Source organism: Variovorax ureilyticus (assembly GCF_037889935.1).
GTDB lineage: Bacteria > Pseudomonadota > Gammaproteobacteria > Burkholderiales > Burkholderiaceae_C > Variovorax > Variovorax ureilyticus.
This window is the reverse complement of the sequence record NZ_JBBKZU010000003.1, coordinates 507,856-530,306: the sequence shown is the minus strand read 5'-3', so window position 1 is coordinate 530,306 and position 22,451 is coordinate 507,856. Positions and strand designations below refer to the sequence as shown.

Here is a 22,451-nt window from a genome sequence, read left to right as displayed (position 1 = left end):
GCCATCGGGGATTCCCAAGTTCAATCTTTGGAGTTCCCCGCATGAAGAGCAGGCTTCAGAAACACCGAACATCCGCGATTCGCCAGCAGCACGGACGCTGCATTTACTGCGAGCGACCCATGGGGCAGCACGCAACCGCCGAACATCTGCACCCGAGACAGGACGGCGGCACCGACTGCCGAGAGAACATCGCAGCAGCATGCCGACGGTGCAACCATCGCAGACATGCAGAACCGGTGTGCGCCTCTTTGCACTTTCTGGACTACTACACGCTGGTGCTGATCGAGAAATCCGCCGGCATCCTGCCGCGCATTCCTATGGGAAGAGGCGCGACTTGACGAAGCGATAGAGATTCGCCGGCAACGCTATGACCTGCGCAATAACAACGAAGGGCACGCAAAGCACAAAGAGCAGCGCAGGGATCAGCACCCCCGGCACTTTTGGAAATCGCTGCATCAGATAGCCACAAAGTGCCCAACCGCCGATCCACGCCCACCAGTGCAACATCGTGAAGTCGCCGTACAGCGCCAAGACAACGGTGAAGACCACAGCGAGGGGGAAGAGCCACTTCCAAACGGCGGCGTCTGCTTTGGCGATGGCGCCCCAATTTCGTCCGGACATAGTGGCCGGCATCCTACCCGCCAGCCCTTCGCTGGACAACAACACTGGATAAACCTACAGTATCCGCATGGACCGCGAAACCTGGATCGCCGTTTGTGCCCACCGGCTGCAACGACAGTGGCGCACTGTTGACCCGGAGCAACTCGACGAGGTTGCGGCCGATCTGTGGCGGGATGAGCGCTTGCGAGAGATGCCGCCCGAGGCCGCCGCGGTCGCTTGGCTTGGGCCGCTGCTGCAGGAGCCGTTTTAGACGACCCCGTAGGTCAAGCCCTTAAATCCGGCTTGTTGCTCAAGCCTAGTCATTGGCCAGACCCTGCCAACCGCGTCTAGCACCCGGCCTTCGCTTTTCGCGCCGTCAGGGTCGGCCCGATCGTCAAGAATGATGAGAGCTTCGAACCCCATGTTGTCCGGCTTGCTCTTGATGTCCAAGAGCTTCCGAATCGCAGAGCTAACCGTTAGTTTGTGAGGCGTGATCGCGATCACGCCGCTACCATTGAAATCGAAATCAAGGTGATACCGTTGGCCCGACACGCCAACATATTCCGGCCGAGGCACAGGGGCCCATGCGGGATCGATCGCCCTTAGGCACATCTCCACCTCATCGATCAGCAGGGTTAGGTCAGACGCGACGCCTTGCTGATCCCTCTCCCATGCCGTCAGCGCGACCAGGGTCGAGACATAGTTTGCAAAGGCGGCGGGGGCGTCCCTCTCATTCGCCCACAGTTCTAACTCGCCGTCGTCGTTCAACTTCACGCCGTACGCGGCACTGAGGTTTTGGATGAATCTGACATTCCGCAGGCTTTCTATCCGCACCCCCCGACCAGCAAAGTGAAGCAACACGCCCCCGTCATCAAAGAACCGGACCTGACCAGCGGTCTTTTCAACAAAAACCGGAGCGTCGTCGCCGTCTGCAAACTTGAATGACGTGTCGAGCATAGCTACGCTGCCGTCGTCCGAAAGGGGATAGCAGGTCACGCCAATGAGGCTCGTGAGATCGGTGCAGACCGTCATGATTACTTTAGGGAGAAGGCTTCGGGATGCCCCGGAACCGGTTCGAACTTAATTCTCGTCTGCTCGCAAAAATAGGCAAGGACCTGTTCGTAGGACCATGACGCCCACGATTGCTCGCCCTGGATGCGCTTGTCGCCCCAGTGCTCGTGCGGCCGCATGTGCTCGCTCTTGACCGGTTTCGGCCACTGCCTGACTTCCAACTGGTAGACCCGCTGCAGCCCCTGAGGTTCTTGCCGATAGACCGTGAAGAGATAGTGAGTCAGGTTGGTCTTGGGTCCGCGATGGAACTTCAGGCTGACCTGCATGCGGGCGCCGATGCCGGCAGCGTCGACAAGCCCCATGTCTATCTGCGACGTTCCTGGCTGAACCTTCCACACGCTCCAGTCCGGACAGTCGTGGGCAAACAACACGTTTGCCAAGAGCGCTCTGGCTTCGGCCTCAGGGATGTCGTGCATATCCTCAGTTATTCTTAGGACGCCGCTAGGACGCCGAGCCCCGAAATGACAAAGGGGTTAGCAGATACTTACCTGCTAACCCCCGTCAATACTGGTCGGTGTGAAAGGATTCGAACCTTCGACCCCTTGCACCCCATGCAAGTGCGCTACCAGGCTGCGCCACACACCGAAGCCATAGATTATAGCCGTGTGAATTCAGTGACTCGGAGTCAGCAGCTCACGAATTTCGTTGAGCTCGCGGCGAAGGTGGAGCAACTGCGACAAGTCGACCGTACGAGCCGGCTGCTGCGAGGCAGCGCTGTCGTCCTCCTGCTTGGCGGCATCGAACTCCTCCTGATCGATCTCGACCGCCTCCATGCCTTCGAAGGGAACATCGTTGCCGGCCTTGCGGCGCTCGCGCTCCGACTGGACCATTTCCTGCAACTTGTTCCGCGCACCACTGATGGTGAAGCCCTGGTCATACAACAGGTCACGGATACGACGGATCATCAGCACCTCATGGTGCTGGTAGTAGCGCCGATTGCCACGCCGCTTCATCGGGCGCAGCTGCGTGAACTCCTGCTCCCAGTAGCGCAGCACATGCGGCTTGACGCCGCACAGTTCCCCGACCTCACCGATCGTGAAGTAGCGTTTGACGGGAATCGGCGGGAGGGCTTTCTCCATTGAAATCAAGACAGTGCGAGCGAAACCTCAGAGGTTACTCCACCTCCGCGTGCCAAAACAAGAAACCTACTCCGCGCCGAGGCTCCATTCGACCTCTTGCGGGGCCTCTTCGGCAATGCTCCCATGGATTTGTTCCTTGAGCTTGGCGCTCGCATGGAAGGTCGCGACGCGGCGCTCGCCGATCGGGATGGCTTCCCCCGTGCGCGGATTGCGCCCCGGACGAGGCGCCTTCACCCGAATCTGGAAGTTTCCGAAGCCCGAGATCTTGACGTCCGTGCCTTCGATCAGGCTTGCGGCAATCAGGTCGAAGAACGCCTCGACCATGTCCTTGGATTCGCGCTTGTTCAGGCCGATCTGCTCGAACAGGAGGTCGGCCAGGTGCGCCTTGGTCAGTGCGGGCGTTTCTAGGGCTTCAAGCGTGAATTCCATGGCGTTCATACCCGCAGACGCGCGCCGAGTCTGGCGCCGAGTTGAGCAATGATCGAATGCACGGCCGCCTCGACCTGTTCGTCGGTGAGCGTCGCCGCATCGCTGTTGAAGCTGAGCCGCACGGCCATGCTCTTTTCACCCGGCGCCAGACCCCCCGCCGCGACGGCGCTGCCATCCCGAGCAACGGCCGGCCGGTAGATGTCGAAGAGCGACAGTTCGCGCAACAGGCTGCGGTCCGCGACTTCACGGATCGCCCCCATGAGGGCATCGTGCGTGACCGATTCCGCGACGACGACCGCGATGTCGCGTTCCACCGCCTGGTGCTTCGCCACCGGCTGAGCGACAGGCACTGGCCGTGCGACAACCGCATCGAGGTCGAGTTCGAACACCACGGGCGCGTGGGCAAAGTCCCACTTCTGCCGCCAGCGCGGATGCAGCTCACCGACCACCCCGATCGGACGACCGTCCAGCAGGACGCGGGCCGCGCGACCCGGATGCAACGCAGGGTGCTCCACCGGCTCGAAAGTCGCGATGCGCGGCGCCAGCAACGCCTCGACGTCGCCTTTCACGTCGAAGAAGTCCGTGCGGCGTCCCTTGCCTTCCCAGCGCGCCTCTTCGGCATCGCCCCAGGCCAGGCCTGCGACGCGCATCGGCTGATGGATGCCCTGGACGGTGCTGTCGGTCGTCTTGACGGTGTCGTCGCGCAGGAAGACCCGTCCGATTTCGAAGACGCGGGCACGCGCGGCCCGGCGGTCGACGTTGAACTTGAGCACCTGCAGCAGCGAGCCGATCAGCGAAGAACGCATCACGCTCATCTGGCTGGCGATCGGATTCAGCAGCTTGATCGGATCGGCGTTGCCGGCGAGATCGTGCTCCCAATGCGCGTCGACGAAGCTGAAGTTGATCGTTTCCTGAAAGCCCTGGGCGGCCAGACCATGACGAACCGCCGAGCGGCTGCGCCGCGCTTCGGGGCGAATGCGCGCCGTGATTGGCGCCAGCGGCGGCGTCGTCGGCAAGTTGTTGTAGCCCACGAGGCGGGCCACTTCTTCGATCAGGTCCTCTTCGATCACCAGATCGAAACGATGCGGCGGCGGCGTGACCGCCAGCGTACCCTTGCCTTCCTCCACCGGCAGCGCAAGGCGGCGCAGGGCGTCGGCGCACTGCGCCTGCGTGAGCGGCATGCCGATGACGCGCGCGGCGCGTTCGACGCGCAAGGTGACGGGCTTGGCCTCCGGCAGGCGCAGGGTCTGGTCGTCGATCGGCCCCGCTTCGCCGCCGCAGATCTCGACGACCAGTTGCGTGATGCGCTCGATGATCGCCACGGTACGGCTTGGATCGACGCCGCGTTCGAAGCGATGGCCCGCATCCGTCGTGAAGTTGAAGCGCCGCGAGCGGCCCTGCACGCTCTCCGGCCACCAGAAGGCAGCCTCGATGTAGATATTGCGCGTGTGGTCGGAAACCGCCGTCGCATCGCCGCCCATGATGCCGGCGAGCGACTCGACCTCGCGGTCGTCGGCAATGACGCCGACCTTTTCATCGACGGTGACCGTGTTGCCGTTCAAGAGCTTGAGCTGCTCGCCGGGCCTGCCCCAGCGCACGACGAGGCCGCCGTGGATCTTGTCCAGATCGAAGATGTGCGACGGCTGGCCGTACTCGAACATCACGTAGTTCGAGATGTCCACCAGCGGCGAGACACTGCGCTGCCCGCAGCGGGCCAGCCGGTCGACCATCCATGGCGGCGTGGCGACCCGGGTGTCGACACCCCGTACGACGCGACCGGAGAAGCGGCCGCACAGCTCGGGCGCCTCGACCTTGACCGGCAATCTGGCCGATGCGATCGCCGCCACGGGCGTGACTGCCGGCGTCTTGAGCGGCGCGCCCGTCAGCGCGGCCAGCTCGCGCGCGATGCCGTAGACGCTGAGGCCGTGGGCCAGATTGGGCGTGAGCTTGAGCGTGAGCAGCGAATCGTCGAGCTTCAGCACTTCGCGCACATCGGCGCCGATCGGTGCATCGGCGGCCAGTTCGAGCAGGCCGCCGTGGTCGTCGCTCAGCTTGAGTTCGCGCGCGGAGCACAGCATGCCCTGGCTCTCGACGCCCCTCAGCTTGCCAAGCGTGATCGCAAACGGCTTGCCATCCTCGCCCGGCGGCAGTTCGGCGCCGACCAGTGCCAGCGGCACCTTGATGCCAGCGCGCGCGTTCGGCGCTCCACAAACGATGTTCAGCAGCGCACCCTGCCCTGCGTCCACCTGGCACACGCGCAGGCGATCGGCATTGGGGTGCTGAACGGCTTCCTTGATCTCGCCGACCACGACTTTCGTGAAGGGCGGCGCCACCGGCCGGCGCTCTTCGACCTCGAAACCGCCCATCGTGAGCGTTTCGGCCAGTTCGGCGCTGCTGAGCGGCGGGTTGCAGAACTCGCGCAACCAGGACTCGGGGAATTGCATCTCAATGATCCAAAAAAAATCTTAGCGCCCGTGGCCCGCGAGACTGGCGCGGCCGATGCGGAAGGCACCGTGGAACCGGCTCTGCCGGGCCGCCGGTGCCGCCCCCTCGAGAGAGGAGGCGGCTACACGAAGTGAGCGAGCAACGGGGGTGGGCTTCATCACTGGAATTGGCTCAGGAAGCGGAGGTCGCCGTCGAAGAAGAGGCGAAGGTCATTCACGCCATAACGCAGCATGGTGAGCCGGTCCGGGCCCATGCCGAAGGCGAAGCCGATGTAGCGCTCCGGATCGAGGCCCATGTTGCGCACCACGTTCGGGTGCACCTGGCCCGAACCGGCCACTTCGAGCCAGCGACCGGCCAGCGGACCGCTCTGGAACTGGATGTCGATCTCGGCGCTCGGCTCGGTGAACGGGAAGAAGCTGGGGCGGAAGCGCAGCACCAGGTCGTCGGTCTCGAAGAAGGTGCGGCAGAAGTCGGTGAAGACGACCTTCAGATCCTTGAAGCTCACGTTCTCGCCGAGCCACAGGCCTTCGCACTGATGGAACATCGGCGAGTGCGTCGCGTCGCTGTCGACGCGGTAGGTACGCCCCGGCGCGATCACGCGTATCTCGGGCGCCTTCACCGTGCCGGTTCTGTCGGCCGCCGCAGCCTCGAACTGCGCGGCGTACTTCTTGATGTGCTGGTGCGCATACCGCACCTGCATCGGGCTGGTGTGCGGGCGCAGGTTGTAGGGAATGCCGTCCTCGCCGTTGATGTCGACATAGAAGGTGTCTTGCATCGACCTCGCCGGGTGGTTGGGCGGATTGTTGAGCGAGGTGAAGCTGTGCCAGTCGCTTTCGATCTCGGGGCCGTCGGCAACGTCGAAGCCCATGCTCGAGAAGATCGCCTCGATGCGCTCCATCGTGCGGCTCACCGGATGCAGACCGCCTGCGACCCGGCGCCGGCCCGGCAGCGTGACGTCGAGCGCCTCGGCGCGCAGTTGCACAGCCAGTTCCTCATCGGCGAGTTGCTGGCGACGCTCGGTAAGGGCGGCCTCGATGGCCTGCTTGGCGACGTTGATCGCGGCACCACGGGTCTTCTTCTCGTCGACGCTCAGGGCAGCCATGCCCTTCATCAACTCGGTGACGCGGCCCGACTTGCCGAGAAACTGCGCCTTGGCATTCTCGAGTTCGGCGGGCGCCTTCGCCTCGGCAAAGGCTGCACGTGCGGTTTCGACCAGGGAGTCCAACTCGTTCATGGGAAATATTTCGAGGTCAAAGGAAAAATCGGGCTGGGGCGCGATGAAAAAAGGGCTGGTGCCCTTTCAAGCGCCAGCCCTTGTGCCGTGGGCGCAGGCCACCGTCGCGAAACGGCACCCTGCTTGCGGAATCAAGCAGCCAGCTTGGCCTTGACCTGCTCCACGATGCCGGCAAAAGCGGCCTTGTCGTGCACGGCGATATCGGCGAGGACCTTGCGGTCGATCTCGATACCGGCCTTGCGGATGCCGTTGGCGAACTGGCTGTAGGTCAGGCCCAGTTCACGCGAAGCGGCATTGATACGCGCAATCCACAGTTGGCGGAACACGCGCTTCTTGTTGCGGCGGTCACGGTAGGCGTATTGGCCTGCCTTCATCACCGCCTGCTTGGCGATGCGGAAGACATTGCCGCGGCGACCGCGGAAACCCTTGGCGAGTGCGAGAACCTTCTTGTGGCGGGCGCGAGCCGTTACACCACGTTTGACGCGAGGCATGTGTGTACTCCTTGTTCGTCTGGGTTAGATGCCACTACCGGGCAACATGGCGGCCATCGAAACCATGTTGGTCTCGTGCACTGCCGTTGCACCACGCAGGTGACGCTTGTTCTTGGTGGTCTTCTTGGTCAGGATGTGACGCTTGAAGGCTTGACCGCGCTTGACGGTGCCACCGGGACGAACGCGGAAACGCTTTTTCGCGCTGCTCTTGGTCTTCATTTTGGGCATGTGAATGCTCCTTTAGTTTGTGCTCGTGAGGCGCCGCGGATACTCCACGGACTTGTTGGCCCCGAGACACTTCTTCATCCCGCCCTGCCCGCACCGGAGTGCCGGCAGTAGCGAAATCCCTTCAATAACCTCTACGGCCGAAGCCTTACGCCGCTGCCGGCGCGGCCGACGGCTCTGCGGCGGGCTTGGCGGCACCACCGGCCTTCCTGCGGCCCGGCGCGATCATCATGATCATCTGCCGGCCTTCGAGCTTCGGGAACTGCTCCACGATGATCGAGTCGCCGAGTTCGTCACGGATACGCTGCAACAGCGCCAGGCCGAGTTCCTGGTGCGTGATCTCGCGGCCGCGGAAACGGAGCGTGATCTTGCACTTGTCGCCATCCTCAAGAAAGCGCCGGATGTTGCGCATCTTGATGTTGTAGTCGCCTTCGTCCGTACCGGGACGGAACTTGACTTCCTTGACTTCGATGACCTTCTGCTTCGATTTCGCTTCGGCCGCCTTCTTCTGCTCGTGGTACTTGAACTTGCCGTACTCGATCAGTCGGCAGACGGGCGGATTGGCCGCGGCGACGACCTCCACCAGATCCACGTCCTGCTCGCCGGCCAAGCGCAACGCCTCGGCAAGGCTCACAACTCCCAATTGCTCGTTATCCGGCCCGATCAGGCGGACTTCCGGGGCCATGATTTCCCGGTTCAGGCGGTGTTGGCGTTCCTCGCGGTGGCGGCGGTCGCGAAATGCAGTAGCGATGGTCAGATCCTTCAAACAATTTGCTACAAAACCGTAGCGGGTACCGAAGCGTTCGCGCTCACAAGCCGGGTTGATCGAAAAATCGGCCCTTGAATTTGGTCAAATTCAAAGCTTGTGTTGGATGTCGTGAGCGACCTTTTGCGAGAACGCTTCGACCGACATGGCACCGAGATCAAGATTGCCCCGGGCGCGCACTGCGACGGCTCCTGCTTCCTTCTCCTTGTCGCCCACGACGAGGATGTAGGGAAGCTTTTGCAACGAATGCTTCCGTATTTTATACGTAATCTTCTCGTTGTGCAGATCGAGCAAAACTCTAAGCCCTTGATTTTGCAGCGTTTTCGCAACTTGAGATGCGTAGTCGGCCTGTCCTTCGCTGATATTGAGCACCGCGACCTGCACCGGGGCGAGCCAAGCGGGCATCGCGCCCGCGTGATGCTCGATCAACATGCCGATGAAGCGCTCGAGGCTGCCCACGATCGCGCGGTGCAGCATGACCGGATGCGAGCGGCCGCTCGTCTCGTTCACGAACTCGCCGCCGAGTCGTTCGGCCGTGTTGAAGTCGACCTGCATCGTGCCGCACTGCCACTGGCGGCCGATCGCGTCCTTCAGCGTGTACTCGATCTTCGGGCCGTAGAAGGCGCCGTCTCCGGGCGCGATCACGAACTCGACGCCCGAGCGGCGCAGCGCTTCCATCACCGCGTGCTCCGCCTTGTCCCACAGCTCGTCGGAGCCGACCCGGTTGTCGGGCCGTGTCGCCACCTTGTAGAGGATGTCCGTGAAGCCGAAGTCGGCATAGACCTTCTGGAGCTGCGCCGTGTAGGCCACGCATTCCTCGAGGATCTGGTCCTCCGTGCAGAAGATGTGACCGTCGTCCTGCGTGAACCCGCGCACACGCATGATGCCGTGCAGCGCACCACTCGGCTCGTTGCGATGGCACTGGCCGAACTCGCCGTAGCGCAGCGGCAGGTCCCGGTAGCTGCGCAGGTCGGACTTGAAGATCAGCACATGACCCGGGCAGTTCATCGGCTTGAGCGCGTAGTCGCGCTTTTCCGATTCCGTGACGAACATGTTCTCGCGGTAGTTCTGCCAGTGGCCCGTCTTCTCCCACAGGCTCTTGTCGAGGATCTGCGGGCCCTTGACTTCCTGGTAGCCCGTGTCCTTGTAAACCTGCCGCATGTACTGCTCGACCTGCTGCCAGACGGCCCAGCCCTTCGGATGCCAGAAAACGACGCCGGGCGCGACTTCATCGATGTGGAACAGGTCCAGCTCCTTGCCGAGCCGACGGTGGTCGCGCTTCTCGGCCTCCTCGATCCGCTTGATGTAGTCGTCGAGCTGCTTCTTGTCGGCCCAGGCCGTGCCGTAGATGCGCTGGAGCTGCTCGTTCTTCGCATCGCCGCGCCAGTACGCACCGGCCAGCTTCGTCAGCTTGAAGACCTTGAGGAAGCGCGTGTTCGGCACGTGCGGGCCGCGGCACATGTCGACGTACTCCTGGTGGTAGTACAGGCCCATCGCCTTTTCGTCGGGCATGTCCTCGACGAGGCGCAGCTTGTAGTCCTCTCCGCGCGACTTGAACACCGAGATGACTTCGTCGCGCGGCGTCATCTTCTTGATGACGTCGTAGTCCTGCGCGATCAGCTCGCGCATGCGCTTCTCGATCGCTTCCATGTCCTCGGGCGTGAAGGGGCGCTCGAAGGCGATGTCGTAGTAGAAGCCTTCCTCGATCACCGGGCCGATCACCATCTTCGCCGTCGGATAGAGCTGCTTCACCGCGTGGCCGACGAGGTGGGCCGTCGAGTGGCGAATGATCTCGAGCCCCTCTTCGTCCTTGGGCGTGATGATCTGCAGCTTGGCGTCGCGCTCGATCACGTCGCTGGCATCGACCAGCCGGCCGTCGACCTTGCCAGCGACCGTCATCTTCGCCAGGCCGGGGCCGATGGACTTGGCAACATCGGCCACGGAAACCGGGCCTGGGAACTCACGGCGGGAGTTGTCGGGAAGCGTGATCTGGATCATTGAAAACCTCGGGCGGAAAAACAAAAAAGCGCGGTACAGGACCGCGCTTTGCTTGGGTTGATGTACCGGAGTCCGGCACGCGCGGCCTACCGGCCTTCTCCTTCAGGGAAAAGACCGCTGAAACCTTGCGGCTTAGTTCGCGGTGTCATAACCAAGGTGCCTTTCTCGCTCTTGTTGCTGCTGAGATGGAACTCGCGATTCTATCCGGGAGCGGCTCAGGATGCCGCCGCGGCGTTCTTGAGGCCCAGCACCTCGATCGGCTCGATCGACGGCGGCTTGGCAAACAGATCGGGCGCCTTCGCCATCAGCGCCTTGGCAATCTGGCCATCCAGATGCGCCTGACGGCCGGCTTCGTCCTCGAAGGCGTCGAACACGCCGAAGGTGGTCGGAGAGAGTCGCAGGGCGAACCAGATGGGCGTGGTCTTCTCGTCGCGCGCCATGGCAAGGCCCGCTTCGAGGAACTGCTGGACTTCGGCTTCCTTGCCGGGCTTGGCTTCGAGGCGGGCGAACAGTGCGTACTTGATCATGCTTTCTCCTTGGGATGCGGTGGCGCGGAATTGCGGCGACCGGAATGCACTCTAGGCCTGCCCCGGGGATCGGCCTATTGGCATTTTTGACGTCTTTGCTATCGTTATTGCCATGAAGATTCATGTACTCGCGCTGGACTGCGTCTTCGATACCGGGCTTGCCACGACGCTCGACGTCTTCACCACGGCGAACGAGTTGGCAGCCATGCTGGGCCTGGACGTCGCGCGCTTCGAGGTCTGCGCGACCGGGGTCCGAAAGAAGGTCCACACCGCCCAGGGCCTCCGCGTTCCGGTGAAACATGCCGTCGAGTGCGGCAATCCGGACTGGACCGTCATTCCGGCGATCGGAGAAAAGATGCCCGATGGCCTGCAGACGGCACTGCGCCGTAAGGACATCGCCGATGCGGCAAACCTCCTGCGCGAGCAGGCAGCGTCGGGCACGAAGATCGCCGCGGCCTGCATCGGCACCTTCGTCCTGGCCGAATCCGGCCTGCTCGATGAGCAGCGGGCGACGACGACATGGTGGCTCTCGTCGCTGTTCCGCCAGCGCTACCCCGCCGTCCGGCTCGACGAGTCGCGCATGCTCGTCAGTTCCGGCCCCTTCGTGACCGCAGGGGCGGCGCTGAGCCATGTCGACATGGCGCTGTTCCTCGTGCGCCAGGCGAGCCCCGAACTCGCGACGCTGGTGGCGCGGTACCTGATCGTCGATTCCCGGCCGTCTCAGTCCGCCTACGTCATCACCGATCACCTCAGCCATTCCGATCCGACCGTCGAGCGGTTCGAGCACTGGGCCCGCGGGCGGCTCGCCGATGGCTTTTCGCTCGACGAAGCAGCCTCGGCAGCCGGAACCAGCAAGCGCACCCTCGCGCGCCGCATGCAGCAGGTCCTCGGGAAGACGCCTCTTTCCTACTTCCAGGATCTGCGCGTCGAGCGTGCTGTGCATCTTCTGAAGACGAGCGACAAGAGCCTGGAGCAGATCGCCAGCCTCGTCGGCTACGCCGAGGGCGTGACGCTGAGGACCCTGCTGCGCCAACGGCTCGGGCGCGGCGTGCGAGACCTGCGCAAGGTCGAATAGCCGCCGGCCCACGAAAAAAATCCCCGCGGATTGCTCGCGCGGGGACTTCGTTTCAATGACAGAAGATGGCGATCAGTGGAACTGCTCTTCTTCGGTCGAACCGGTCAGCGCCTTGACGCTGGACGAGCCGCCCTGGATGACCGTGGTCACGTCGTCGAAGTAGCCCGCGCCGACTTCCTGCTGGTGCGACACGAAGGTGTAGCCCTTGTCGCGCGCAGCGAACTCGGGTTCCTGCACCATGTTCACGTAGTGCTTCATGCCTTCGCCGTTGGCATAGGCATGCGCGAACTGGAAGGTGTTGAACCAGTTGATGTGGATGCCCGCGAGCGTGATGAACTGGAACTTGTAGCCCAGCGCGGAGAGGTCCTCCTGGAACGAAGCGATCTGCTTGTCGTCGAGGTTCTTCTTCCAGTTGAACGACGGCGAGCAGTTGTAGGAGAGCAGCTTGCCCGGGCAGGCTGCGTGCACGGCCTGCGCGAACTCGCGGGCAAAGCCGATGTCCGGCACGCCGGTTTCGCACCACACGAGGTCCGCATAGGGAGCGTAGGCGACGCCGCGGCTGATGGCCTGTTCGAGGCCGTTCTTGACGCGGTAGAAGCCTTCCTGCGTGCGCTCGCCGGTGAGGAAGGGCTTGTCGTTCGCGTCATGATCGGACGTGATCAGGTTCGCGGCTTCGGCATCGGTACGGGCCAGCACGATGGTCGAAACGCCCATCACGTCGGCCGCGAAGCGCGCGGAGATCAGCTTCTCGCAAGCCTCCTGCGTCGGCACCAGCACCTTGCCGCCCATGTGGCCGCACTTCTTGACCGCAGCCAGCTGGTCTTCGAAGTGCACGCCCGCAGCGCCTGCGGCGATCATGTTCTTCATCAGCTCGAAGGCGTTGAGCACGCCGCCGAAGCCGGCTTCGGCATCCGCCACGATCGGCAGGAAGTAGTCGATGAATTCCTTGTCGCCCGGATTGACGCCGCGGCCCCACTGGATTTCGTCGGCGCGCTTGAAGGTGTTGTTGATGCGGCGGACCATCGTCGGCACCGAGTCGTAGGCATAGAGCGACTGGTCGGGGTACATGGTCTCGGAGGTGTTGCCGTCGGCGGCGACCTGCCAGCCCGACAGGTACACGGCCTCGAGGCCAGCCTTGGCCTGCTGCATCGCCTGACCGGCGCTGATGGCGCCGAAGGCGTTCACGTAGCCCTTCTTGGCGTCGCCGTTGATCTTCTCCCACAGCTTCTCGGCACCGCGGCGGGCCAGAGTGTGCTCGATCGGCAGCGAGCCGCGCAGACGCACCACATCAGCAGCGCTGTAGCCGCGCTTCACGCCCTTCCAGCGGGGGTTGGTGGCCCAGTCTTTTTCGAGAGCGGCGATCTGTTGTTCGCGGCTGAGTTGTTCGGTGAGGGTCTGAGGCATGGTCACTCCGAGAGTTGTTGAAAGGGTCGGTCGCTTCGCGTCCTTGGCGCTTACTGTACGTCGGATGTGAGACTCTTATGTCTTATAGAAGAGTTATTTTTCGTCTAACAAAATCAACAACTTACAATCATTTTTCTCAATACGAAATTATTTTTCTTGTATTGAGAAAAATTATTGCGGCGCAGCACATGTCTTTTTCACATCACGCAACGGCTTTTACTGCGTGAAAAGCGATCCTGGACCTCAATCCCGAGCCATCCAGTCGCCGCTCGCGATGACGGATCTGCCGGCAATGCGCGACGGATGGATCTCGTACACGAGACAGGCGATCGATCGGCCGGCGACCTCCACCACGAGTTCCCGACGGACGTATTCGCCGGAGCCATCGGGCTTCACCTCCTCGAGCACATCGAGCTGAACTTCGAGCCCGGGCGCGATCCGGTAGACCTCGCCTTTGATGCGCCCTTCTCCACCGAGCACCGCGCCAGGGTATGCGCCCAGGTCGAAGAGCGTGCCCGCGATCTCGCCATCCCCCACGCGCTGCGGAATCGGTGAGAAGCGCGAGATGTCGTTGCTGCCGCCGCTGCGCAACGTTCCGTAGACGAACACGTGACGGGCTGTGGGGTCGGGTTGCGGCATCATCCAAGTACTCCTCGCTTCGGTTGGCACTCTATTGAACACCGCACTTCCGGCGCCTCGCCGACTCGTCGCCTATGGCTGCCTCGCGCTGAGCATGTCGCTCGTCGGCAGCTACGTTGCCCTCTCCAAGCCATTGGTCGCCGCCTTTCCGGTGCTGCTGCTCGCGTGGCTGCGCTTCGGCATTGCGGCGCTCGCGATGCCGCACTGGCTTCGGCGCCCCGACGGCGAGCCGCCGATGACGGGCCACACGAGAGGACTCGTCTTCCTCGAGTCCTTCCTCGGCAACTTCATGTTCTCGATCTGCATGCTCTTCGGCGTCAGCCTGACGAGCGCGGTGTCGGCCGGCGTGATCATGGCGTCGATTCCGGCGGTGGTGGCGATCGGCAGTTGGCTCTTTCTTCGCGAACGCATCACCGTGCGCGTCGGGCTCGCGATCGCATGCGCAGCGTCAGGCATCGGGCTGCTTGCGCTCGCGCCCGCACAGGCCGCGACGCACGGCGCCGGCACGTCGCCCGGCCACCTGTCGTGGCTGGGCAATCTGCTCGTCTTCGCGGCCGTGGTGTGCGAAGCGTCGTATGCCGTGATCGGCAAGTCGCTCACGGGACGCCTCGGGCCCAAGCGGATCTCGTCGCTCATCAACCTCTGGGGCTTCGTTCTGTCCACGCCCTTCGGCATCTGGTTTGCGCTGCGCTTCGACTTCGGCGCGGTGCCGATCGGCCTCTGGGCACTCCTCCTGGTGTATGCGCTCGCAGCGAGCATCTGGACCGTGTGGCTCTGGATGACCGGCCTCAAGGGCGTGCCTGCATCGCAGGCCGGCGTGTTCACCGTGATGCTGCCGGTGAGTGCTGCGCTCGTCGGTGTCGTGGTGCTCGGCGAGCGTCTTTCATCGCCGCAAGTGCTCGCGTTTGCACTCGCGTTGCTCGGCGTCGTGCTCGCGACGTGGCCTGCTCGACGCGCCTGAAGGCGCTCTCAGAGTGCCTCCAAGGGAAAACGCTGTGCTTCTTCCCTCTGAAAAAACAACAACTCCCAATGAAAAAACCCCTTTTTCCCTTGGAAACGCGTTTCTTCTCCTTTAGCATCCGCAATGCCGGTGAAGAGACACACTCTCATTGGTGAAAGCGTCCAACCAAAAAAGGAAATCAACCATGGCAACTGCAAAGAAGGCTCCGGCCAAGAAAGCGCCGGCAAAGAAGGCGGCTCCGGCCAAGAAGGCCGCGGCGCCTGCGAAGAAGGCGGCTCCTGCGAAGAAGGCAGCACCCGCCAAGAAGGCCGCTCCGGCCAAGAAGGCTCCTGCGAAGAAGGCAGCACCCGCCAAGAAGCGCACTCCCAACGCTGCGTTCATGAAGGCACTGACCCCCAGCCCGGCGCTCGCCGCCGTGGTCGGCTCGACGCCTCTGCCGCGCACCGCAGTGGTGAGCAAGCTGTGGGACTACATCAAGAAGAACAACCTTCAAGACAAGGCCAACAAGCGCAACATCAACGCCGACGCCAAGCTGAAGGAAATCTTCGGCAAGCCGCAAGTGTCGATGTTCGAACTGGCTTCCCTGATCGGCAAGCACGTCAAGTAAGCCCGGGCGTCTTGCACGCTCCATAAAAAAAGCCGGCATCCGCCGGCTTTTTTTCGTCCGCTCGAAAGGCGTTATCGCGCCTGTGCAGCCTTCCTGATGGCACTCAAGGTGCCGCGGGTGGTGATGACCTCGGGGTCGAGCGGAATCTCGATCAGCGTGCCCGTATCGGCGGCCAGTGCGCGCTGCAGCGCGCCTTCGAACTGCGCCGTCTCGGTGACCCGCTCAGCCGCGTAGCCGTAAGCCCTCGCGAGCGCGCAGAAGTCCGGGTTGCGCAACTCGGTCCCGCTCACCTTCGTCGGGTATTCGCGCTCCTGGTGCATGCGGATGGTGCCGTACATGCCGTTGTTGAGCAGCACGATGATGCTCTTGCCGCCATGCTGCGAAGCCGTGGCGAGTTCCTGTCCGGTCATGAGGAAGTCCCCGTCGCCGGCGATCGTGAAGGCGACGCGCCCCGTCGCCAGGTTCGCGGCGATGCCCGCCGGCACCCCGTAGCCCATCGCGCCGCTGGTCGGCGCCAGCTGGGTCTTGGCCCCCTTCGCGAGGCCGTGATAGCGGAAATAGCGATGCACCCAGCTCGCGAAGTTGCCCGCCCCGTTGGTGATCGCCGCATCCGCCGGGAGATGCTTCTGCAGAAGAGCAACCACGGCCACCATGTCCACTGCGCCGCGCGGCGCCTCGGGCGGCAGGCCGGCAAGAGGCTGCGGCTCGAGATTTGCGACGTAGTCGGCATGCGCGGACGCAGTCCACGCCTCCCAGGGCAGGTCTGTCGGCGCGCTCAGAACTTCGAGGCTGCGCGCCGCCGCGCTCATGCCGGCGTTGATCGCGAGGTCGGCCTGGTAGACGCGGTTGAGCTCTTCGGCGCTGGCATGGATGTGCACCAGCGTCTGCTTCGGCTTCGGGGCCTCCAGCAGCGTGTAGCCGCTGGTCGTCATCTCGCCGAGCCGGGGACCGATCGCGAGAATGAGATCGCTTTGCCGCACCCGCTCCGCGAGCTTCGGGTTGATCGCGATGCCGACATCGCCCGCATACAGAGGATGGTGGTTGTCGAAGGTGTCCTGGAAACGGAACGCATTCGCCACCGGCAGCTTCCAGTTCTCGGCGAAACGCTGCAGTGCCTGTGCAGCCTGCTGGGTCCATCCACCGCCACCCGCGATCACGAGCGGACGCTGCGACTTGAGCAACAGCTCGCGCAGCGTACGCAATGCGCCGGGGTCACTCCACGGCTCGACCGCCTCGACACGGCGCAGCGGACGCGACGCGGTGGTGCTGCGGAGCATGTCCTCCGGCAGCACCAGGACGACCGGCCCCGGACGCCCGTTCATCGCGGTCGCGAACGCCCGCGCGATGTATTCCGGAATCCGGTCGGCATCGTCGATGCGCTCCACGCGCTTGGCGAATCCCTTGGTGCTGGGGCCGAAGAAGCTGCCGTAGTCGACCTCCTGGAACGCCTCCCGGTCGCGGAAGTCGCTGCCGACATCGCCGACGAACAGCACCATCGGCGTCGAATCCTGGAACGCGTTGTGCACGCCGATCGATGCATTGGTGGCGCCCGGCCCGCGGGTGACGAAGCACACCCCCGGCCGGCCGGTGAGCTTGCCGTGCGCTTCCGCCATGAACGCGGCGCCGCCCTCCTGACGATTCACGATGAAGCGGATGCGCTCGCCGTATCGATGAAAGCCGTCGAGCACCGCGAGGAAGCTCTCGCCCGGAACGCCGAAGGCCAGCTCGACCCCCTGTTCGATCAGGCACTCGACAATCAGGTGCCCGGCGGGTTGTGGTGAGCTCATGTGCGATGCGCCTCTCTGCTTCAAATGGGGTGCGCGAATTATCGGCGTGCCTCTCCCTGCTTGCCCGCTTGCCTTAATTCACCATCTGGTTAAATTCGCCGCATGAAATCCCGCTCTCCCGCGCCGGCCGAACCGCGTTCGCGCGATGCCGACCGATCCCAGCTCGCCATCCTCGCCTCGGCACGCGACGAGTTCTCGCAACGCGGACTCGCGGGCGCGCGCATGGACAGCATCGCCGAGCGCGCCGGCCTCAACAAGCGGCTGATCTACTACTACTTCGGCAGCAAGGACGACCTCTTCCTCGCGGTGCTCGAAGGCACCTACGCCGACATCCGCCAGGCCGAGCAGCGCCTGCACCTGGAGGACGTGGAGCCGGTCGAGGCAGTCCGCCGGCTGGTCTCCTTCACCTGGCACTACTACCTCGAGCATCCCGAGTTCATCACGCTGCTCAACAGCGAGAACCTGCACCGCGCGGTGCACCTGAAGCGCTCCGAGCGCATCCAGGAGATGAACTCGCCGCTCATCAAGCTGCTCGACGACGTACTCGAGCGCGGCCGGCGCAGCAACCTCTTTCGCGACGGGATCGATCCGGTGCAGCTCTACATCTCGATCGCCTCGCTGTGCTACTTCTACCTCTCGAACAACGACACGTTGTCGACCATCTTCGGCCGCAATCTGCGCACACCCAAGGCCATGGCGCAGCGTCTCTCGCACATGACCGATCTGGTGCTCGGCTACGTCCTGCGCTGATACGGGTATCTCCTAGGCGGCGGTCGTTGACTGCGTCGAGGACGGGTTTCTAGAATCGTTTAATTCACTTTCTGGTGAATTGAAGCGCGCGGCTCGACCGCGAACGCCACCGGCTTCACGGCTCAACCCACCTGTTCTCGTCGATGCTCCGCAACCTGCTGCTTTCACCCGCGCTGAGGCCCTTCCTGCTGATCCTGATGCTGCTGGTGCTGTGGGACATCGTCATCCGCGTCTTCAAGATCCCGCCCTACCTCATTCCGCCGCCGATGCAGGTCGTGCACCAGCTGATCGCCGAATGGCCGCGCCTCATCGCCGAAAGCTGGAAGACGACGCTCGCCACGCTTGGCGGCTTCGGCCTCACGATCGTGATCGGCATCCCGATCGCGATGGTGATCGCGTACTCGCGGGTGGTCGAGTCCTACGTCTACCCGCTGCTGGTGTTCTCGCAGAGCATCCCCAAGGTGGCGATCGCGCCGCTCTTCGTCGTGTGGTTCGGCTTCGGCATCTTTCCCAAGGTGATCTCGGCCTTTCTGCTGGGCTTTTTCCCGGTGGTGGTCTCGACGGTGATGGGCTTCAAGTCGGTCGAGCCCGACATGCACGACCTCGCACGCTCCATGGGCGCGACGCGGCTGCAGACCTTCTTCAAGATCAGCCTGCCGCAGGCCTTGCCGGCGATCTTCAGCGGCCTGAAGGTCTCGGTGACCCTTGCGGTGGTCGGCGCGGTGGTCGGCGAATTCGTCGGCTCCAACTCCGGCATCGGCTACGTGCTGCAGGTCGCCAACGGCAACTTCGATCTTCCGCTGATGTTCGCGGCGCTGGTCGTGCTCTCGACCATCGGCGTGCTGCTCTTCGTCGCCGTCGATCTCGTCGAGCGGCTGATGATCCCGTGGCATGCCTCGCAGCGCCATACCCAATGACACCAGTGATTTCCGTTGCCAACCACTCTTCCAGGAGACAACCATGAAGAAGATGCTCACGACGCTCCTCGCCGGCGCGGCCGCCGCGGTAGCACTCGCGGTGACACCCGCCCAGGCGCAGAACAAGCCGACGGACAAGGTCACGCTGATGCTCAACTGGTACCTCTACAGCGAGCACGCGCCGTTCTTCCTCGGCAAGGAGCGCGGCTACTTCGCGGAAGAAGGCATCGACCTCGACATCCAGGAAGGCCGCGGCTCCGCGGTGACCGCGCAGGCCGTGGCGGCCAAGTCGGCCACCTTCGGCTACATCGACGTCACGACCATGATCAAGGCCGCCGCCAAGGGTGCCCCGCTGAAGTCCACCGGCGTGCTGTTCCAGGTCAGCCCGATGTCGGTCATGGGCTTCACCGAGAAGGGCATCAAGACGCCGAAGGACGTCATCGGCAAGACAGTCGCGACCACGCCGGGCGACTCGATGTCGCAGATGTGGCCGGTCTTCCTGAAGGCCAACAACATCGCTGCCGACCAGGTGAAGGTCATCTCGGGCGATGCACAGACCAAGCTCAATGCCGTGGCCAACGGCCAGGCCGACCTGCTGCTGGGCTACGTGATGGACCAGGCGATCAAGCTGCAGGATGCGACCGGCAAGCCGGTGACGCCGATCCGCTTCGCAGACTCGGGCGTCAACCAGATCAGCTCCGGGATCATCGCCAACAAGAACCTGCTGACCGAGAACCCCGACCTCGTGAAGCGCTTCATGCGCGCGGCCACCCGCTCTGCCGAAGCGGCCGAGAAGGAGCCGGAAGCCGCCGTCGACGCGATGCTCAAGGCCAATCCCAAGGCCGGCGTGCGCGACACGCTCATCGTCGGCATGAAGCAGAGCATCGCGCTCTATCACACCAAGGAAACGGCCAACCAGCGGCCGTTCCGGGTGGCGATGAAGAACGTCAACGACTCGCTGGACCTGCTGGTGCAGTACGGTGGCATGGACGCCTCCACTCGCGGCAAGCCTGAAGACTACGTGACGCTGGACTTCCTGCCCTGACGAGTTCTCCCAGGCTGCGCGCACTGCGTGTCGCCGCGCCACCCCTTCTCCGGGGCGCACCCGGCGGCCCGGTCGAGCCGGTTCCGCGGGTGCCCTGGCTCCGTTCCTAATGCCTCCTCTCCACGCATGTCCACTGATGTCCTGATCGAAGCGCGCGGCGTCTCGAAGATCTATCAAAGCAAGGATGGTCCGGTCGAATCGCTGAAGCCGCTCGACTTCTCGATTCGCGAGGGCGAGTTCGTGTCCGTGGTCGGCCCCTCCGGCTGCGGCAAGAGCACGCTGCTCAAGATGGTGGCCGGCCTGCTGCCGATCAGCGGAGGCACACTGAGCCTCGCGGGCCATCCAATCAAGGGGCCGCAGAAGGACGTGGGCATCGTTTTTCAAAGCGCGGTCCTGCTCGCCTGGCGCAGCGTGGAAGACAACATCCTCCTGCAGGCCGAGATCCGCCACCTGCCCAGGGAAGCCGCGCGCCAGCGCGCCCATGAGCTGATGAAGATGGCCGGACTCACCGGCTTCGAGAAGAAATACCCCTGGCAGCTTTCCGGCGGCATGCAGCAGCGCGCGTCGATCTGCCGCGCCCTGCTGCACGACCCTTCGGTACTGCTCATGGACGAGCCCTTCGGCGCGCTCGATGCGATGACGCGCGAGAAGATGAACCTCGAACTGCAGCGCATCTGGTCGGCGTCGAAGAAGACCGTGCTGCTGATCACGCACAGCATCCCCGAGGCAATCTTCCTGTCCGACCGCGTGATCGTCATGAGCGAGCGCCCGGGATCGATCGCCGCGATCTACGACATCGACCTGCCGCGCCCGCGCCCGCTCGACGTGATGGGCACCGAGCGCTTTGCCGAGTACGCCCGCACCTTGCGCGCGCACTTCTTCGCCCAAGGTCACCTCGACGCCCACTGAGCTGTTCGCCGTGAGTGCTGCCTCGTCCTCCGCACCCCGCCTGCGCGTGCTCGCCGTCGAATTCGGTGTACGCGCGATGTCGCTGCGCCTGCCGTTCAAGTTCGGTGCGTCCACACTGACGCGATGCCCGCAGGTCTTCGTTCGTGCCGTGGTGGACTGCGCAGCGCAGGGCACCACGCAAGGCTGGGCCGCCGAGTTGATGGTGCCGCGCTGGTTCGACAAGCGGGCGGATCGCAGCGCGGCCGACAACGTGCGCGACCTTCAGCACGCACTCGAGTCGGCATCTGCCGCCTACACCCAAGGCGTTCCGGCGACGGCCTTCGAACTCTTCGCGCGGAACTACGACGCGCTGATGAAGCACGGCAAGGCGTCGGGCGCGACCGCGCTGTCAGCCTCCTTCGGCCAAGCCGTGGTCGATCGCGCAGTGATCGATGCGCTATGCCGCAGTCTTCATATTCCGATGCACGCCGCGTTTGCCGGGAATCTGGTCGGTCTTTCCGATACACCGCTGGCATCCGATCTCGCGGGTTGGGACTGGGATGCATGGCTCTCGACATTGAACCCGTCCCCCGACCTGCAGGCGAGGCACACCGTCGGCATGCTCGACGCGCTCGAAGGCGACACCGAAGACGCTGGGGGCCTGCCGGTCAGTCTGTCGGCCGTGGTACGCCGCTACGGCCATCGCTTCTTCAAGATCAAGCTCGGCGGCAACCCGGCAGCCGATCTCGCGCGGCTCGACGCAGTTCTCGCCACGCTCGATGCGGTCGCGCCGGGCTTCCGCTTCACCCTCGATGGGAACGAGCAGTACGCCGATCTGAATGCGTTGAAGGCTCTCTGCGAGAGCCTGCGCGCGTTGCCGCGGCTTGCCGCGCGACCGGGCGCCTTGCTCTATCTTGAACAACCGCTTCCGCGCGACGCCAGCATGGACCCGGCATTGGGGAAGCTCCAACCGCCCGCCCCGCTTCTGCTCGACGAGGCCGACGGCACGCTGGACGCCTTTCCGGTGGGCCGCGCTCACGGCTGGCGCGGCGTGTCGAGCAAGAGCTGCAAGGGCATCTACAAGGCCGTCATCAATCGCGCGCGTTGCGACCAGTGGAACCTCGTACCCAGCCACCATGCGGATCGCTGTTTCATGTCGGCCGAAGACCTGACTTGCCAGGCCGGCCTCGCCGTGCAGCAGGACCTGGCGCTCGCCGCACTGCTGGGCCTCACGCACTGTGAGCGCAATGGCCATCACTACGTCGACGGCTTCGGCGACGCACCCGGCGGCGAGCAGCAAGCCTTCGCCGAGGCGCATCCCGATCTCTACGAAACCAGCGGCGGACGGCCCCGCCTGGCGATTCGCAACGGCAGCATCGAGACCGGATCGCTCGATCGGCCCGGCTTCGCGCACGGCGCCGATCCTGACTTCGCGAGCCTGCTGCCGCTGCGGCAAGCGCCCTCACTGGTCTAGACCCAGCCCGCTTCTTCCAAGACCGAGAAAAAGGAGACA

At 63.9% G+C, this 22,451-nt stretch carries 25 protein-coding genes and 1 tRNA gene; 10 read left to right on the top strand and 16 right to left on the bottom strand.

Annotated features, from left to right (window positions below; translation table 11 throughout):
• The first annotated feature begins 41 nt into the window (after positions 1 to 41).
• Complete coding sequence (locus WKW77_RS10035) at positions 42 to 338, top strand: HNH endonuclease (protein ID WP_340356688.1); 297 nt, start codon at positions 42 to 44, stop codon at positions 336 to 338.
• Here WKW77_RS10035 and WKW77_RS10030 read toward each other — a convergent pair.
• Positions 316 to 621 carry a hypothetical protein gene (locus tag WKW77_RS10030; RefSeq protein ID WP_340356687.1) on the bottom strand — a complete coding sequence of 102 codons (306 nt, stop codon included), beginning with the start codon at positions 619 to 621 and terminating at the stop codon, positions 316 to 318. The genes WKW77_RS10035 and WKW77_RS10030 overlap by 23 nt on opposite strands.
• Positions 622 to 688: 67 nt before the next feature.
• Between WKW77_RS10030 and WKW77_RS10025 the strand changes: the two genes are divergently transcribed.
• Positions 689 to 871, top strand: coding sequence for a hypothetical protein (locus tag WKW77_RS10025; RefSeq protein ID WP_340356686.1), 183 nt, complete (start codon positions 689 to 691; stop codon positions 869 to 871).
• Here WKW77_RS10025 and WKW77_RS10020 read toward each other — a convergent pair.
• The 12 genes from WKW77_RS10020 to WKW77_RS09965 all read right to left on the bottom strand — a co-directional run bounded on the left by WKW77_RS10020 (position 868) and on the right by WKW77_RS09965 (position 10,865).
• Positions 868 to 1,632 (bottom strand): DUF1828 domain-containing protein, encoded by a 765-nt coding sequence (locus tag WKW77_RS10020; protein ID WP_340356685.1) that lies wholly within the window; start codon positions 1,630 to 1,632, stop codon positions 868 to 870. The two genes, WKW77_RS10025 and WKW77_RS10020, sit on opposite strands and share 4 nt — an antisense overlap.
• Before the next feature lie 2 nt (positions 1,633 to 1,634).
• Positions 1,635 to 2,087 (bottom strand): hypothetical protein, encoded by a 453-nt coding sequence (locus WKW77_RS10015; protein ID WP_340356684.1) that lies wholly within the window; start codon positions 2,085 to 2,087, stop codon positions 1,635 to 1,637.
• 92 nt (positions 2,088 to 2,179) lie between these two features.
• A tRNA-Pro gene (locus WKW77_RS10010) sits at positions 2,180 to 2,256 on the bottom strand.
• A 26-nt stretch (positions 2,257 to 2,282) separates the two neighbouring features.
• A complete protein-coding gene (locus tag WKW77_RS10005; protein ID WP_340356683.1) occupies positions 2,283 to 2,750 on the bottom strand; it encodes a MerR family transcriptional regulator in 468 nt (155 codons plus the stop codon).
• Between the two features lie 66 nt (positions 2,751 to 2,816).
• Positions 2,817 to 3,188 carry an integration host factor subunit alpha gene (locus WKW77_RS10000; protein ID WP_340356682.1) on the bottom strand — a complete coding sequence of 124 codons (372 nt, stop codon included), beginning with the start codon at positions 3,186 to 3,188 and terminating at the stop codon, positions 2,817 to 2,819.
• Entirely contained in the window at positions 3,185 to 5,623 is a 2,439-nt protein-coding gene (gene pheT, locus WKW77_RS09995; RefSeq protein WP_340356681.1) for a phenylalanine--tRNA ligase subunit beta, read from the bottom strand. Before pheT ends, WKW77_RS10000 begins: the two co-directional genes overlap by 4 nt.
• Positions 5,624 to 5,781: 158 nt before the next feature.
• On the bottom strand, positions 5,782 to 6,858 hold the full coding sequence (gene pheS, locus WKW77_RS09990; protein ID WP_340356680.1) for a phenylalanine--tRNA ligase subunit alpha: 1,077 nt from the start codon (positions 6,856 to 6,858) through the stop codon (positions 5,782 to 5,784).
• Positions 6,859 to 6,989: 131 nt separating this feature from the next.
• Positions 6,990 to 7,349 (bottom strand): 50S ribosomal protein L20, encoded by a 360-nt coding sequence (rplT, locus tag WKW77_RS09985; protein ID WP_088957598.1) that lies wholly within the window; start codon positions 7,347 to 7,349, stop codon positions 6,990 to 6,992.
• A 24-nt stretch (positions 7,350 to 7,373) separates the two neighbouring features.
• Positions 7,374 to 7,577 (bottom strand): 50S ribosomal protein L35, encoded by a 204-nt coding sequence (gene rpmI, locus WKW77_RS09980; RefSeq protein WP_028253491.1) that lies wholly within the window; start codon positions 7,575 to 7,577, stop codon positions 7,374 to 7,376.
• Positions 7,578 to 7,722: 145 nt separating this feature from the next.
• Positions 7,723 to 8,331, bottom strand: coding sequence for a translation initiation factor IF-3 (infC, locus tag WKW77_RS09975; protein ID WP_340356725.1), 609 nt, complete (start codon positions 8,329 to 8,331; stop codon positions 7,723 to 7,725).
• 99 nt (positions 8,332 to 8,430) lie between these two features.
• Positions 8,431 to 10,338 carry a threonine--tRNA ligase gene (gene thrS, locus WKW77_RS09970; protein ID WP_340356679.1) on the bottom strand — a complete coding sequence of 636 codons (1,908 nt, stop codon included), beginning with the start codon at positions 10,336 to 10,338 and terminating at the stop codon, positions 8,431 to 8,433.
• Positions 10,339 to 10,553: 215 nt separating this feature from the next.
• The gene (locus tag WKW77_RS09965; RefSeq protein WP_340356678.1) at positions 10,554 to 10,865 is read right to left on the bottom strand and encodes a putative quinol monooxygenase; all 312 of its coding nucleotides are present in this window, start codon (positions 10,863 to 10,865) and stop codon (positions 10,554 to 10,556) included.
• 112 nt (positions 10,866 to 10,977) lie between these two features.
• On the opposite strand from WKW77_RS09965, the gene WKW77_RS09960 reads away from it, so the two are divergent.
• The gene (locus WKW77_RS09960; protein ID WP_340356677.1) at positions 10,978 to 11,940 is read left to right on the top strand and encodes a GlxA family transcriptional regulator; all 963 of its coding nucleotides are present in this window, start codon (positions 10,978 to 10,980) and stop codon (positions 11,938 to 11,940) included.
• A gap of 72 nt (positions 11,941 to 12,012) precedes the next feature.
• On the opposite strand, the gene aceA is transcribed toward WKW77_RS09960, so the two are convergent.
• Together aceA and WKW77_RS09950 are read right to left on the bottom strand one after the other, a co-directional pair.
• The gene (gene aceA, locus WKW77_RS09955) at positions 12,013 to 13,344 is read right to left on the bottom strand and encodes an isocitrate lyase (protein ID WP_340356676.1); all 1,332 of its coding nucleotides are present in this window, start codon (positions 13,342 to 13,344) and stop codon (positions 12,013 to 12,015) included.
• Positions 13,345 to 13,587: 243 nt separating this feature from the next.
• Complete coding sequence (locus WKW77_RS09950) at positions 13,588 to 13,983, bottom strand: gamma-glutamylcyclotransferase family protein (protein WP_340356724.1); 396 nt, start codon at positions 13,981 to 13,983, stop codon at positions 13,588 to 13,590.
• Positions 13,984 to 14,017: 34 nt separating this feature from the next.
• Here WKW77_RS09950 and WKW77_RS09945 point away from each other — a divergent pair, with 34 nt between their 5' ends.
• Both WKW77_RS09945 and WKW77_RS09940 read left to right on the top strand, forming a co-directional pair.
• Complete coding sequence (locus WKW77_RS09945) at positions 14,018 to 14,944, top strand: DMT family transporter (protein WP_340356675.1); 927 nt, start codon at positions 14,018 to 14,020, stop codon at positions 14,942 to 14,944.
• Between the two features lie 184 nt (positions 14,945 to 15,128).
• A complete protein-coding gene (locus WKW77_RS09940) occupies positions 15,129 to 15,551 on the top strand; it encodes an SWIB/MDM2 domain-containing protein (protein ID WP_309971673.1) in 423 nt (140 codons plus the stop codon).
• Positions 15,552 to 15,622: 71 nt separating this feature from the next.
• Here WKW77_RS09940 and WKW77_RS09935 read toward each other — a convergent pair whose 3' ends face one another.
• Positions 15,623 to 17,338, bottom strand: coding sequence for a thiamine pyrophosphate-binding protein (locus WKW77_RS09935; protein ID WP_340356674.1), 1,716 nt, complete (start codon positions 17,336 to 17,338; stop codon positions 15,623 to 15,625).
• Between the two features lie 102 nt (positions 17,339 to 17,440).
• On the opposite strand from WKW77_RS09935, the gene WKW77_RS09930 reads away from it, so the two are divergent.
• From WKW77_RS09930 to WKW77_RS09910, 5 genes are all read left to right on the top strand, one after another.
• A complete protein-coding gene (locus WKW77_RS09930; RefSeq protein WP_340356673.1) occupies positions 17,441 to 18,088 on the top strand; it encodes a TetR/AcrR family transcriptional regulator in 648 nt (215 codons plus the stop codon).
• A gap of 143 nt (positions 18,089 to 18,231) precedes the next feature.
• Positions 18,232 to 19,005 carry an ABC transporter permease gene (locus WKW77_RS09925; RefSeq protein WP_340356672.1) on the top strand — a complete coding sequence of 258 codons (774 nt, stop codon included), beginning with the start codon at positions 18,232 to 18,234 and terminating at the stop codon, positions 19,003 to 19,005.
• A 43-nt stretch (positions 19,006 to 19,048) separates the two neighbouring features.
• Entirely contained in the window at positions 19,049 to 20,050 is a 1,002-nt protein-coding gene (locus WKW77_RS09920; RefSeq protein WP_340356671.1) for an ABC transporter substrate-binding protein, read from the top strand.
• A 126-nt stretch (positions 20,051 to 20,176) separates the two neighbouring features.
• Positions 20,177 to 20,959: an ABC transporter ATP-binding protein gene (locus tag WKW77_RS09915; RefSeq protein ID WP_340356670.1), complete on the top strand. Its 783-nt coding sequence runs from the start codon at positions 20,177 to 20,179 to the stop codon at positions 20,957 to 20,959.
• A gap of 10 nt (positions 20,960 to 20,969) precedes the next feature.
• On the top strand, positions 20,970 to 22,412 hold the full coding sequence (locus tag WKW77_RS09910) for an enolase C-terminal domain-like protein (protein ID WP_340356669.1): 1,443 nt from the start codon (positions 20,970 to 20,972) through the stop codon (positions 22,410 to 22,412).
• The last annotated feature ends 39 nt before the right edge of the window (positions 22,413 to 22,451 follow it).